This is a genomic window from Sulfitobacter sp. KMM 9851, from assembly GCF_057178245.1.
Map to the genome: position 1 here is coordinate 1,014,267 of NZ_CM169991.1, position 12,896 is coordinate 1,027,162.

The following is a 12,896-nucleotide window of genomic DNA, read 5'->3' on the forward strand; positions in this document are numbered from 1 at the left end:
TGCCGCGCAAACAGGCCGGACGCACGTCTGCTTCTGACCAGTGCAAAATTACTTCAACTATGTCTTGCCATGCAGGGGCTATCCACACAGGACTTTCGCTATCGCTGCACATTGCCGGATTAGGTGAATTTACTCAGTGGGGGACGACGCAGGCATTGGCAGAGAACACACTAATAAGCGCGAGCGCCAGGCCTCTCTTGAGCGAGGTAAGGGACAATAGATTAACATTTTAGAACTCTGCTAACTTTTGACCATGACTGATTGGATCGCAGCCAGCAAAACGGTGTCACCGAAGGGTTTGCTCAACACTTTGCAGTTTCCCAATGTGGCAGCGGAGGGGACGTCGACGCCGCCGGTCGCGAAGATTACCGGCAGATTTTTATTAAGATCCCTGGCATCCTGGGCAAGTTCTTCACCCGTACGATCGGGCAAACCGACATCGGTGACCAAAACATCTACAATTTCTGTTCTTAAAATATCGAGCGCATTGCCCACGCTTGCCGCCTCAAAAACGCTATGTCCCGCATCACGCAACACTTCTGAAATATCCAGCCGGATCAAAGCGTCATCCTCGCAGATCAGAATGCTTAGACCGTCTCGACTTTTCTTGGTTTCCGATCTGGATTGCATGGGTAACGCCGCCGTTTCGTTCGAAAGCTTCGTGAGTGCGGTTCCTTCGCATCCAAGAACATCCCGCACCTTTTGGGCCAATTCATCCTGCGTGTATGGCTTGCCGATCAATTGAACCCCTTCAACCAAACGGCCGTCATGCACCACTGCATCTTGTACAAACCCGGACGTGAATAGCACCGGTATGTCAGGGCGTAAATTGTGCATTTGTTGCGCGAGCTCGTACCCGTTCATCTTGCCAGGCATGACCACGTCGGTGAACAAGAGGTCTACGTCATGCCCATCTTCCAACATGCTCAACGCCCGCTCTGCGTCAGATGCTTGAAGAACAGTGTAGCCAAGGTCGGTCAGCAAGTGAAAAGCGGTTTCGCGTACTTCATGGTCGTCTTCGACCAGCAGGATTGTTTCGAACCCACCAGACAGCCCGTGATGTGCTGTGGGCTCTATGGTCTGTTCAGCCTCATGCGAGCGGGGCAGGTAGATGTACATTGTGGTGCCTTGGCCGACCTTGCTGTCGAGCGCCATGTGACCGCCTGATTGCTTTGCGAAACCATAAACCATCGACAGACCAAGCCCGGTCCCGTGACCATTTGCCTTAGTAGTGAAAAACGGCTCGAATATGCGATCAGCGGTTTCTTTTGACATGCCGCATCCCGTGTCGGTTACGGCCAGCCTGATATATTGGCCAACCTTGACGTCTGGATGGGCCTGCGCAAAGGCTTCATCCAGCGACACATTGGACGCATGTATCGTTAGCTTCCCTTTCCCCTCCATCGCGTCGCGCGCATTTATCGCGAGGTTCAGCAGCGCATTTTCCATGCTGTTGGGGTCAATGCTGGTATTCCACAGATCGTCTTCAAACTGGGTCTCAAGCTCGACCCCCTCGCCGACGGCGCTGTGCAAGAATTCCGAGGTATTTTCAATCAGCCGGCCCAGCTTGATGACCACAGGGGCAAGAGGCTGCTTGCGCGCAAAGGACAAAAGCTGCGAGGCCAGTGTCGCCCCACGCTTCACGCTTGTCACCGCCTGGTCCAGCCGTTTGTGAACGGTCGAATCCTCTGGCATACCGCGCATCGCGATCTGCAAGTTGCCCATCACAACCTGAAGAAGGTTGTTGAAATCATGTGCAATCCCCCCCGCCAAGCTGCCAATCGCTTCGAGTTTTTGGCTTTGGCGCAACTCTGCGTGCAACTCTTCAAGTTCACGGTTGCGTTTTGCCACCCGATCTTCAAGCGTCGAATTGATCCTCGCGATCTCAGCTTCGGTATTCTTGTGGTCCTCAATATCCGTGTTCGTACCAACCCAACCTGTCAACGTCCCGTCGTCGTCGCGCAAAGGGCTTGCTCGCACGAGGTGCCACCGGAAACTACCATCGGCTTTACGGATGCGAAATTCGGTTTCGTAAGCTTTGCCTGTTTGAATGGCGTCGGTCCATTCTTCCACCGCTGCGTTCAGATCGTCAGGATGGAGGACACGAACCCAATCCGCTCCGAAAAGCTCTCCCTCAGAGTGACCGGTAAATTCATAGACTCGAACGTTCAGCCAGTTCAGGCCACCATCCTTGTCAGCCGTCCAGACATGCACTGGCATCGTCTGGGCCATCGTCCGGAATTTTTCGCGCGTAGCAGCCAGCGCAGCTTCAGCGTTTTTCTGGTCGGTTATATCGTGTCCCTGGACAAAGATGCCCATTGGCGCGCCGGTGTCATTCTTCAAAGGGTAAAAGATGAAGTCAACGAAATGCTGCTCAGCCGGCGCGTCAGGCGAGACGCGGAGCTTCGCCGACATCGACTTGACCGAGACCGGCTCACCCGACTGAAACACCTGATCCAGTAACTCAAAAAAGCCTTGTCCTTCGATGTCTGGCAGTGCTTCTCGCACTGGCAACCCAACAACATCACGGGCACCGATCAAGTCGTTATAGGCCTGATTCACGAACCGAAAGACGTGTTTGGGTCCATTCAGGACCGCCATGAAACCAGGTGCTTGGTCGAAGGCTGCCTGGAAAAACTCTGTGATCTTACCAAGTGCCAAGTTCTCGGTTGCAACAGCTTCCGCGCGTCGCAACAGCCCCGCGTTGCGTGAGATATCTTCAGGGGCCGTGGCATGTGCGCCGCGATATAAATCTGTCACATCAACAGTATTCTGCAGGATGAATTCGACGCGACCTTCTTCATTCAGAACGGGCGTATGAGTCGCGCTCCAGAAGCGTTCAACAAAGTGACCATCCGCAGCCTTGATTGGATAGGGGATTAACGGAAGGTGATCAGCTTTTCCGTTCATCAACACACGTCGGAAAGATCCACGCAGCATTTCGTCAGAGACGGAATCGGACGGAGCGGGGAATTCCTCGGTCATCAGTCGACCAATTATTGACTCGCGGCTTCGCCCCGTAACTTCGAGATAGGCCTTATTGGCCCAAAGCATCCTAAGATCAGCATCCAGCAGAATATAGGGTGACGGCGCATTCGCGAAGACTGCTTCCAGATCAATATTCATGGCGTAGATCTACAGAGCTTGTACACTTGAGAGCTTTCACAACAAATTGCGGTTATCGAGAACTTTACTATGATAAATTACGCCTAAGAATGATCAAGATGTAATCCCGGCCCTGCGGGGCGCTGTCACGGTCCCGAGCCGTGAGCTGAGGAGCTGTGGCGAATGACCGGTTTCCGCCCTTCGTGTCTGCGAATTTGACGGGTCATTTCCGTCTTTGATCAAGGACCGCTAAGCAACATGTTCGACCAGATGTAAGCCTATCTGGTTCATTGGCGTAGAGCTACAGTGCTAAGGACCCCAACTGGACGATATGCGCCATGCACGATGACAGGAAGAAAATCATTATTGAACGAAGCCAGACGCCGGTCTCTCCGGCACCGAAGATCAAAGGCATCTGAAGTTCTAGAATAGGGGCGAGCGGTGCCCAATTTGGAAGTGGACGCCTAAGGGTGATTTTTGGAACCATACCGTTGGCCCTCGGTTCAAGTGGTTTGATTTGAGGTCGTTTCCGGCGGACCCGCCGTTGGTGGTGGCGAGGTCACGTACCCGATCATAAATTCACCGAACAGCAAGTTTTGTCAGATGTCAGGCGGGGAGATAGAGGGACCAGCGGGCAGCGAACTGGGGTAATTTGTCCCCCAGGTGTCCCCTGACGCGGAAGTTTTAGGCGTGGGATTTGAAAATTATTAGCTAAGTCATTGAAAGTAAATGGAGGCGAGTAGGAGAATCGAACTCCTGTACACGGATTTGCAATCCGCTGCGTAACCACTCCGCCAACTCGCCAACCGGTGGTGTGGCGCACTGCTATCGGATCATGCTGACCGCTGCAAGACCCATCAGATCATGAAAATGCGCGAGGGCCGTTGCCGCTGGCTATTTGATGTGGCACATCTATTGCGAAAGAATCTGAACGGATGAGTTTAGCTGATGACCGATTTCGCGACGCGCCGCACGACGATGGTTGATACACAGGTCCGCCCGTCGGATGTGACCAAGTTCCCGATCATTGACGCCATGCTCACTATTCGGCGCGAGGATTTTGTGCCCGCGGCGCAGCGAGAGGCGGCTTATCTGGGTGAAAACATCAACTTAGGGCAATCCCGCGTGTTGTTAGAGCCGCGGACATTGGCCAAGATGCTTGACGGGTTGGCGATCGGAAATGGTGAACTTGTGCTCGATGTGGGCTCTGCTCTGGGCTATTCCAGCGCCGTAATTGCCCGCATGGCAGAGGCCGTTGTCGCCGTCGAAGAAGACGAAGCGATGGCGATTGAGGCGCAGGAGGCGCTGGCTGCTGCGGGCGCTGATAATGTCGTCATACATGTCGGCCCATTGGCTGAAGGCGCGCCGCAGCACGGGCCCTATGATGTGATTCTGGTGCAAGGTGGCGTCAACGACGTCCCGCAGTCATTGATCGACCAGCTAAAGCAGGGGGGGCGTATTGCCTGCCTGTTCATGCAGGGCGCACTGGGTGAAGTGCGCATTGGTTATAAACGTGATGACCAAGTGAGCTGGCGTAGCGAATTCAATGCTGGCGCGCCCGTGCTGCCGGGGTTTGAGCGACAGGCGGCTTTCCAGCTTTAAGGCGTGCGGCTGATGGCACATGTGATCACTGATCAGCGATGGTTCATGACGACCTAAATCCGACAAAGGGCAAAGATGTAATGACTGCGATGACATTTCCCATGGCCCTGCGACGTATTGGTGCTGCGGTCGGCGTTGCTTTGGTGCTGACATTGCCGCGTCCGGCCTTGGCGGAAACCTTGGCCGATGCGTTGGTCGGCGCTTATACCCATTCGGGGCTGCTGGATCAGAACCGCGCCCTGTTGCGTGCTGCGGATGAAGACGTGGCTGCTGCAGGGGCGGCGCTAAAGCCGATTTTGCGGTGGTCGGCGGACCTGACGCAGAGCTTTGGCACCCAGCGGGGGGCGGGATCGCCCTTTTCCCAGTCGGCCGAAAGTCTGCGTGCGTCGATCAACCTGATTGGTGAGATGCTGCTTTACGATTTTGGGACCAGCCAGTTTCGCATCGAAGCGGCCAAAGAAACCGTTCTAGCGACCCGTCAATCGCTGACCGACATCGAACAACGCATCCTGCTGCGCGCCGTCAGCGCCTATATGGGCGTTATCGAGGCGTCTGAGTTTGTGGCCCTGCGCAATAACAATCTGCGTCTGCTGACCCAAGAGCTGCGTGCGGCGCGTGATCGGTTCGAGGTGGGCGAGGTAACCCGCACAGATGTAGCACTGGCCGAGGCACAACTGGCACAGGCGCGCTCTGGCCTGGCTGGGGCCGAAGGTAATCTGCTGCGCGCCGTAGAGGAATACCGCAACGCCGTGGGGCGCAAGCCCGGTGCATTGAGCGCGCCGCCCAGCCTGCCGGATGTCAGCGGCAATCTCGACGCAGCCAAGGCGCTTGCCGTGCGCCGCCACCCGGCAATGCTGGCCGCGCAGCACCAAGTTGCAGCAGCGGATTTGGCAATCCGTTCAAACGAGGCGGCGATGTCGCCCAGGGTCAAACTGACCGGACGCTATGGGCTTTCGGAAACCTATGGCAGCAACAGCTATTCACACACTGGCAGTGTCGGCGTCGAGGTGGGGCAGACCATCTATCAAGGTGGGGCACTGTCATCGGCTGTTCGCAAGAGCATGGCACAGCGTGATGCGCAGCGGGCAAATCTACACGTGGTGAAAAATAATATCCAGCAGGACGTCGGTAACGCCTATGCGGCACTGGCCTCTGCACGGGCGCAGTTGGAAGCTTCTGATCGCCAGATTCGCGCCGCGCGCATTGCCTTTCGCGGTGTGCGCGAAGAGGCGACGCTGGGTGCCCGGACCACGCTTGATGTGCTTGATGCCGAACAGGCCCTCCTTGATGCGGAATCAACACGGGTGTCTGCGCGGTCGAACCTCTATGTCGCAGCCTACACTGTGCTTGCGGCCACCGGGCGTCTAACAGCGCAGGAACTGCGTCTGCCGGTGCAGATTTACGACGCTGGTGCCTATTATGATCTGGTCAAAGATAGCCCGGCGAAAGTATCTAAGCAGGGGCAGAAGCTGGACCGTGTGTTGCGCGCTTTGCAAAAAGACTGACAATTTTCGACGCCCCATTGTGAGAATCCCCGCAGGCGGTTAAACTGTCTGGTGAGGAAAGAGTGGTAAAAGATATGTCCGAGCCCGTCACGAACGCGGATGTTGAGGATGTTCTGTCTTCGATTCGCCGTCTGGTGTCAGAAGACAAGCGTCCCAAGCCGTCTGCGAAACCTGTGTCAGAGAATGATCGTCTGGTATTGACGCCCGCCCTGCGCGTGGCAAGTCCGCTGCCGGATGCGCAGGTCGATGACGATGGCGAGGACGACATACAGGTTCAGCCTGATGCCCTAGTGCACCGCCCCCGCCAGACATCGCAGCGCTACGACGACAGCAGCTATATTGAGCGTGCAGAGCCGACAGCGGAACGTACCGAAGCACCAAACGACCGACGCAATCCCGCTGAGGATTACGCCAGCGATCCTTATGATTTCGAGGATGATACCGCAGATGATGTCGATGCGCCGGACCTGCGCGCTGCCGACAATGATTCCGTCAGTCAGGAGGCACGTGACGATGCCCCCGACATGGCCCTTTCCATGGCTATTGAAGACGAAGACGAAGATGATGAAGATGATCACGTCGATGCGCTGCGTCTGGACGACCCGGTTGATGTGCAGGATGACGGTGTCCCTGTGGATGACGACATTGCTTTGCCTAACGACGCTGCCGCCGCAGAAAACCCTGCGAAGCCGGCGAAACTGGAAATGTTACGTCCCTCCGGCAGGCTGAGCGACAAATTCGCGGCGCTTGAAACTGCCATTGGCAAGATTTCCGACCGTTGGGAGCCAGACAGTGTCGGTGCGGACGATTACTCCGGCACCGAAGCACCGGCAATGGCCTGGGAGGACGACATCGAACGCGATGCCACGGGCGCGCGCATGATGGATAGCGACGAGGCTGAAGTCCCGAATGCGGCGCAGGAGCAACCTGTGGCAGATGACGCCGCCGAGGCAGACACCAGCAACCCGGGTATCAATGCCGATGACCAGTTTCTAGACGAAGACGCCCTGCGCGACTTGGTATCGGAAATTGTACGCGCTGAATTGCAGGGCGCCTTGGGCGAACGCATCACCCGCAACGTTCGCAAGCTGGTGCGGCGCGAAATTCACCGTGCCTTGACGGCACAGGAACTCGAATAATCCTGCCATGACAATTTCGGTATAGCTCGGCCCGATCTGCGGTTGACCTGGGCGCGTTCCTTAACGTCGGCCCTTGTAACCACGACCGGGGTGATTAGTCTAAACCGAACGGTTCGGTAGGGGGCGCAGATGCAGCTGACAGTAAATGGCACGGACCACGATGTGGATGTCGAAGACGACATGCCGCTGTTGTGGGTGCTGCGCGATGTTCTGGGCATCACGGGTCCGAAGTACGGCTGCGGCATTGCGCAATGCGGTGCCTGTACCGTCCATGTCGACGGTATCGCGGTGCGGTCGTGCCAGTTGGCGGCAGGCGATGTCGATGGTGCGGTAACCACCATCGAAGGGTTGGGAACGCCCGAGGCGCTGCATGTGGTGCAGGCGGCCTGGGTTGAACATCAGGTCGCGCAGTGTGGCTACTGCCAGTCAGGTCAGATTATGCAGGCGGCGTCATTTCTCGACTTAAACCCCGATCCAACCGACGACCAGATTGACGCCGCGATGAGCGGCAACCTATGTCGCTGTGGCACCTATCCCCGCATTCGCGCCGCCGTACATACGGCTGCGACCAAGCTGCGGCGGGCCTGAGACATGGGGCGTTTGCGTACCATCACCCGCCGGTCCTTTCTGATTGGCTCTGCGGCGATCGCCGGGGGCGTGGCATTTGGCACCTATCTTTATAAACGGGACGTGACCAATCCGCTGTTGGCGGGACTGGCGCCGGGTGAGGCGGCGATCACACCTTTCGTGAAGATCGACGCGGACGGCGTGACCCTCATTACCCCGCGTGCGGACGTGGGGCAGGGTGCCTATTCTGTTCAGGCCCATCTGATCGCCGAGGAACTGGATGTCGACCTTGACGCGGTGCGCATTGATCCCGGCCCACCGTCGCCCGCTTATTACAACGGCGTCGTCGCGGTAGAAGGCATGCCGATTGCCGCCACGTCAGACACATTTCTGGCGAACATGGGGCGGGGCGCATCCGATGTTGCTGGTAAATTGTTGGGCCTGCAACTGACGGGCGGTTCGTCAACCGTACCGGATATGTATGATCGCTTGCGTCTGGCAGGGGCGGTGGCGCGTGAGACATTGGTCGCTGCCGCCATGGCGCAGACCGGGCTGGACCGTGACCAGCTAAAGACCGAGACGGGTGCCGTTGTGCTGCCTGATGGCGTGCGGTTGGCCTACGAAGATCTGGCCGCCACGGCGGCAGAGCTGACCCCGGTCGATGATGTGGCGCTGCGTGATCCTGCGCAGTGGCGTTATCTGGGCAAGTCACAGATGCGCACCGATATTCTGGCAAAGTCTACCGGCACGCAGACCTATGGCATCGACATGGTGATGGACGGCATGGTTTACGCCACGACCCGCACCAACCCGGCCCAAGGGGGGGCGATCTTGGGTTTTGACGCCGGTGCAGCCGAGAAAATGCGCGGCGTACAGGCTGTTGTGCCCGTGACGGGCGGTATAGCTGTCGTGGCGGACAATACCTGGCGGGCTTTTCAGGCAGCGGCAGCGGTGGAGTGTGATTGGGGCCCGTCACCCTATACCGGCGATACCGCCGCCCAGTTCGAGGCCGTGGCCGCATCGTTTCACGAAGATTTCCGCGATAATCAATTTCGCAACGATGGGGATATTGAGGCGGCACTGGGCGAAGGCGAGCTGCTTGAGGCCGAATATCGCATTCCCTACCTTGCGCACGCCCCGCTTGAGCCCATGAGCGTCGTGGTGAAACTGACGCAGGACCGGATCGACGTCTGGACCGGCACGCAGATACCGCGTTTCATGCAGGCCAATGTGGCCGCGCTGACTGGACTAGACGTCGACAATGTCCATATTCACGTGCTGATGTCCGGCGGCAGTTTCGGGCGACGGTTGGAAGACGACTATGTCCTGCGCGCGGTAGAGATTGCTCAGCAGATGCCCGATACTGCGATCAAGATGGTCTGGTCGCGCGAAGAGGATTTTACCCACGACTTTCCCCGCCCATTGGCGATGTCGCGCGCGCGGGGCAAGGTCAGCGGCGCGGGCATTGCCGCTTATGACCTGTCCATTGCAACACCCTCTGTGGCGGAATCGCAATTTGGGCGGCTGAACCAGCCTGCTGTTGGCCCCGATGTGGCGATTGTCGCTGGTGCCTGGGATCAACCTTTTGCCATTCCAGACTACCGCGTCACGGGGTACCGCACGCCCGCCATGGTGCCGGTCAGTTCCTGGCGATCGGTCGGGGCATCGGGCAACGGGTTTCTGCATGAATGCTTCATGGATGAAATGTGCCAGGCCGCCGGGTTGGACCCGCTCGCTGAGCGGCTGCGGCTGTGTACTCATGATCTATCGCGCACGGTGCTTGAGACAGTGGGCGAGATGGCTGATTGGGGCAGTGACCTTGGACCTGACCGGGGGAGGGGGCTGGCCTTTACGCTCGCCTTTGGGGTGCCGGTGGCACAGGTGGTCGACGTCACCAAGACCGAGGCAGGCATTCGCATCGACAAGGTATTTGTGGCGGCCGAAGTGGGCCGCATCCTGGATCCGATAAATTTCGAGGCGCAGCTTTCGGGTGGTGTGATCTGGGGTTTGGGTCACGCGATGAATTGCGAGCTGACCTACAAGGACGGTGTGCCGCAGCAGGACAATTATCACCTCTACGAGGGGCTGCGCCTGTACCAGACGCCGCAGATCATGGTGCGCGGGCTTGAGAACGGTGAGGCGCTGCGCGGGATCGGGGAACCGGGGGTGCCGCCCGCGGCCCCAGCATTGGCCAATGCGATCTTTGCCGCGACGGGCCAGCGGATACGCGAATTGCCACTGTCCAAATCAGTGGATTTTGTATGAGATATCTTGCCTTCTGTCTGGCCCTCATGGCCAGCCCGCTTGCAGCGCAGGACGCCCAGGTGCCGCGCGCGGAGGGGTTGGCGGCGTGGGACCGGATATTTGAGGTGGCATCGCATCCGCGCTGTACCAACTGCCACGTGGGAGACAGCGGCGTGCCGATGTGGCAGGCGTTGGGCTATGGCGCGGAGCGGGTGCATGGAATGACCGTAAGGGCCGACGACAGTCGCATTGGGGCACAAAGCGTGCCCTGCCGGACCTGCCACGTGACCTCTGCCGTACCCAATACAGTGCCTCACGCGCCGCCTCATATTGACGACGCCTGGCGCTTGCCACCGGTTGAGCTTGCCTGGTTGGGCAAGACCAGCGCCGAAGTCTGCGCCCAGATGCGCGACCCCGAAACCAATGATGGCAACACCATTGAGGAACTGGTTGAGCATCTGCGCAGTTCTGCCTTTGTGAACTGGGGTTTCACGCCCGGCGCAGGGCGGTCTGCACCGGAAGGGACAGTGGTGACGGTGGCGGCGGATGTGGCGCTTTGGGGGGCTGCGGGCACTCCTTGTAGCAGCGACTGATCTTGGGGGCTTTGCCCCCAAACCCCCAGGAATATTGGAACCAAAAAGAGAGGGGTGGGGCGCTGTGACCGACGGGGTCAGTGAAAAGCCTATGACGGGTCTTCGTGGTGATTTGCAGGCCTGCCGTATCTGTGCGGCACGTTTCGCGGCCACGGCGACGCAGCACCAGCCGCGGCCGGTCGTCTGGTTTGACTCAGGCGCGCGCATTTTGATTGCCGGGCAGGCACCGGGGATCAGGGTACATGAGGCGGGCAAACCGTTCTGGGATGCGTCCGGCAACCGGCTGCGCGATTGGCTGGGGCTGGACGAGGCCGCGTTTTATGACCGCTCAAAGGTGGCTGTGATGCCGATGGCCTTTTGTTTTCCCGGCTATGACGCCAAGGGCAGCGACCTGCCGCCGCCACCGATCTGTGCACAGACCTGGCGGGCCGACGCGCTGGCGATCTTGCCGGATATTAAGGTGACAGTGCTGATCGGGGCCTATGCGATGCGCTGGCATTTGCCGGAATTTCGATCCGTGCGCGATGCCGTGGCGCGCTGGCGCGACCATCCGCCGGGCGTCTTTGCCTTGCCTCATCCGTCTTGGCGCAATACCGGATGGTTAAAGAAAAATCCGTGGTTCGAACAGGAGGTCCTGCCGCCCCTTCGTGCCGCTGTGTCAGAGGTGATGAATGACTGATCCAACCCCGCTTGATCTGGCCCATGCCGCCATGCAGGCCGCCCCAGATGATGATGCCGCACGTCTGCGGTTTTATGAACGCATTGCCGACGTGGAGTTATTCATGTTGCTTGAGGCAGAGCCGGTGGCGGATCAGGTCAATCCGGTGGTGTTAGACGACAGTTATGTGGTGGTCTTTGACCGTGCGTCGCGATTGGCGGCCTACGTCGGCGACGCGGCGCCCTATGTGGCACTGTCGGGGCGTGCGATTGCGGGGATGTTGGCGGATCAACCCTTGGGGTTTGCGGTGAATATCGGTGTCGCGCCATCTGAAATTTTGTTGCCTGCCGAGGCGTTGGCATGGCTACGTGAGACATTGGCCCATGAGGCGGACGCGCTGGAAACGGGGATTAGCCGTGTATTTCCGCCACAGGGCCTGCCGGAACATCTGATTGCTGCGATAGACGCCAAACTGGCGACCGCGACCGGCATGGCGGCGGGCGCATTTCTGGTGGGGGTCGAATACAGCGGCGGGGGGCGTGGGCACCTGCTGGGTTTTGTTGGGGCGATTACGCGGGCGCAGGACGCGCTGGTGCGTGCCGCATCTGAGGCGCTGACGTTTTCCGGGGTTGAGGCCGGGGCGATGGACGTGGGATTTTTTGCACCAGCTGATCCCGTTGTTGAACGTCTTGCCCGCGTGGGCCTGCGGTTTGACCTGCCTCAGCCGGAACCATTGCAACACACGCCGCGCATGGCGCCGGGCAGCGACCCCGCAAAACCGCCGATTTTGAAATAATCGGGCGGAATGTGGCGCGGATTGCTGCGCTGGCGTCACATCGGCGCGAGATCACGCGCTCGTGGGGTGCGCAGGCGTCCCTGCTTGCCTAGCTTTAGACGAAGCCAGAGGAGCCAGACCATGAACCGCATTCCCTTGATCATTTCCGCCGCCGCCACCGCATTGACACTTGCCGGGGTTGCTTTTGCTGGACCGCAGTATGTTGATGAAACCGGCTATGCTGCGTCGGGGTACGATGTGGTCGCCTATTTTGACCTGCCGCAGAATCCGGTGGGGCAGTCGCAGCCCGAAGGCCAGCCGGGAAACAAATCCATTACCGCAGAATACAACGGTGCGACATTTGCCTTTGCCAGTGACCAGAACAAGGCAAAGTTTGAGGCTGATCCAGCTAGATATGCACCACAGTACGACGGGCACTGCGCCTACGGGGTCAGCAAGGGCGGCAAAGTGCCGGGAAACCCCAACCTGTGGCGGGTCGTAGATGGCAAGCTGTATCTTAATATCACCAAGAACGTCGTGGGGTTCTGGGAAGAAGACATCCCCGGCAATCTCGACTTGGCCGAAGGGAATTGGGCCAAGATTGAACCACAGCCGCAGTCGACCAGCACGATCCCGCAGTTCTCCAGTACGGCCCCCGTCAACTGACCCGGCACCACCACATTTCTGAGCCCAAGCGGCCTGAACCAC

General features: G+C 58.7%; 10 protein-coding genes and 1 tRNA gene. 9 read left to right on the plus strand and 2 right to left on the minus strand.

What is annotated here, in order from left to right; genetic code table 11:
- Positions 1 to 240: 240 nt before the first annotated feature.
- Together AC1965_RS05015 and AC1965_RS05020 are read right to left on the minus strand one after the other, a co-directional pair.
- Positions 241 to 3,126 carry a hybrid sensor histidine kinase/response regulator gene (locus AC1965_RS05015; RefSeq protein WP_483886189.1) on the minus strand — a complete coding sequence of 962 codons (2,886 nt, stop codon included), beginning with the start codon at positions 3,124 to 3,126 and terminating at the stop codon, positions 241 to 243.
- A gap of 709 nt (positions 3,127 to 3,835) precedes the next feature.
- Positions 3,836 to 3,909: transfer RNA gene (locus AC1965_RS05020), tRNA-Cys, on the minus strand.
- A gap of 144 nt (positions 3,910 to 4,053) precedes the next feature.
- Between AC1965_RS05020 and AC1965_RS05025 the strand changes: the two genes are divergently transcribed.
- The 9 genes from AC1965_RS05025 to AC1965_RS05065 all read left to right on the plus strand — a co-directional run bounded on the left by AC1965_RS05025 (position 4,054) and on the right by AC1965_RS05065 (position 12,854).
- Positions 4,054 to 4,707: a protein-L-isoaspartate O-methyltransferase family protein gene (locus tag AC1965_RS05025; protein ID WP_483886190.1), complete on the plus strand. Its 654-nt coding sequence runs from the start codon at positions 4,054 to 4,056 to the stop codon at positions 4,705 to 4,707.
- 80 nt (positions 4,708 to 4,787) lie between these two features.
- A complete protein-coding gene (locus tag AC1965_RS05030) occupies positions 4,788 to 6,212 on the plus strand; it encodes a TolC family outer membrane protein (RefSeq protein ID WP_483886191.1) in 1,425 nt (474 codons plus the stop codon).
- A 74-nt stretch (positions 6,213 to 6,286) separates the two neighbouring features.
- On the plus strand, positions 6,287 to 7,351 hold the full coding sequence (locus AC1965_RS05035; RefSeq protein ID WP_483886192.1) for a hypothetical protein: 1,065 nt from the start codon (positions 6,287 to 6,289) through the stop codon (positions 7,349 to 7,351).
- Between the two features lie 129 nt (positions 7,352 to 7,480).
- A complete protein-coding gene (locus tag AC1965_RS05040; protein ID WP_483886193.1) occupies positions 7,481 to 7,939 on the plus strand; it encodes a (2Fe-2S)-binding protein in 459 nt (152 codons plus the stop codon).
- A 3-nt stretch (positions 7,940 to 7,942) separates the two neighbouring features.
- Positions 7,943 to 10,183, plus strand: a complete 2,241-nt coding sequence (locus AC1965_RS05045) for a xanthine dehydrogenase family protein molybdopterin-binding subunit (protein ID WP_483886194.1) — start codon at positions 7,943 to 7,945, stop codon at positions 10,181 to 10,183.
- A complete protein-coding gene (locus AC1965_RS05050; RefSeq protein ID WP_483886195.1) occupies positions 10,180 to 10,755 on the plus strand; it encodes a hypothetical protein in 576 nt (191 codons plus the stop codon). The genes AC1965_RS05045 and AC1965_RS05050 overlap by 4 nt, the downstream gene beginning before the upstream one ends.
- 91 nt (positions 10,756 to 10,846) lie before the next feature.
- The gene (locus AC1965_RS05055) at positions 10,847 to 11,434 is read left to right on the plus strand and encodes a uracil-DNA glycosylase family protein (protein WP_483886196.1); all 588 of its coding nucleotides are present in this window, start codon (positions 10,847 to 10,849) and stop codon (positions 11,432 to 11,434) included.
- The gene (locus AC1965_RS05060) at positions 11,427 to 12,209 is read left to right on the plus strand and encodes an SseB family protein (RefSeq protein ID WP_483886197.1); all 783 of its coding nucleotides are present in this window, start codon (positions 11,427 to 11,429) and stop codon (positions 12,207 to 12,209) included. Before AC1965_RS05055 ends, AC1965_RS05060 begins: the two co-directional genes overlap by 8 nt.
- Positions 12,210 to 12,329: 120 nt before the next feature.
- A complete protein-coding gene (locus AC1965_RS05065; protein ID WP_483886198.1) occupies positions 12,330 to 12,854 on the plus strand; it encodes a YHS domain-containing (seleno)protein in 525 nt (174 codons plus the stop codon).
- Positions 12,855 to 12,896 lie beyond the last annotated feature (42 nt).

What these genes read in the sequence shown, in the direction of transcription:
- AC1965_RS05015 (WP_483886189.1), bottom strand. Translation starts at nt 3,126, where the DNA reads ATGAATATTGATCTGGAAGCAGTCTTCGCGAATGCGCCGTCACCCTAT.
- AC1965_RS05025 (WP_483886190.1), top strand. Translation starts at nt 4,054, where the DNA reads ATGACCGATTTCGCGACGCGCCGCACGACGATGGTTGATACACAGGTC.
- AC1965_RS05030 (WP_483886191.1), top strand. Translation starts at nt 4,788, where the DNA reads ATGACTGCGATGACATTTCCCATGGCCCTGCGACGTATTGGTGCTGCG.
- AC1965_RS05035 (WP_483886192.1), top strand. Translation starts at nt 6,287, where the DNA reads ATGTCCGAGCCCGTCACGAACGCGGATGTTGAGGATGTTCTGTCTTCG.
- AC1965_RS05040 (WP_483886193.1), top strand. Translation starts at nt 7,481, where the DNA reads ATGCAGCTGACAGTAAATGGCACGGACCACGATGTGGATGTCGAAGAC.
- AC1965_RS05045 (WP_483886194.1), top strand. Translation starts at nt 7,943, where the DNA reads ATGGGGCGTTTGCGTACCATCACCCGCCGGTCCTTTCTGATTGGCTCT.
- AC1965_RS05050 (WP_483886195.1), top strand. Translation starts at nt 10,180, where the DNA reads ATGAGATATCTTGCCTTCTGTCTGGCCCTCATGGCCAGCCCGCTTGCA.
- AC1965_RS05055 (WP_483886196.1), top strand. Translation starts at nt 10,847, where the DNA reads ATGACGGGTCTTCGTGGTGATTTGCAGGCCTGCCGTATCTGTGCGGCA.
- AC1965_RS05060 (WP_483886197.1), top strand. Translation starts at nt 11,427, where the DNA reads ATGACTGATCCAACCCCGCTTGATCTGGCCCATGCCGCCATGCAGGCC.
- AC1965_RS05065 (WP_483886198.1), top strand. Translation starts at nt 12,330, where the DNA reads ATGAACCGCATTCCCTTGATCATTTCCGCCGCCGCCACCGCATTGACA.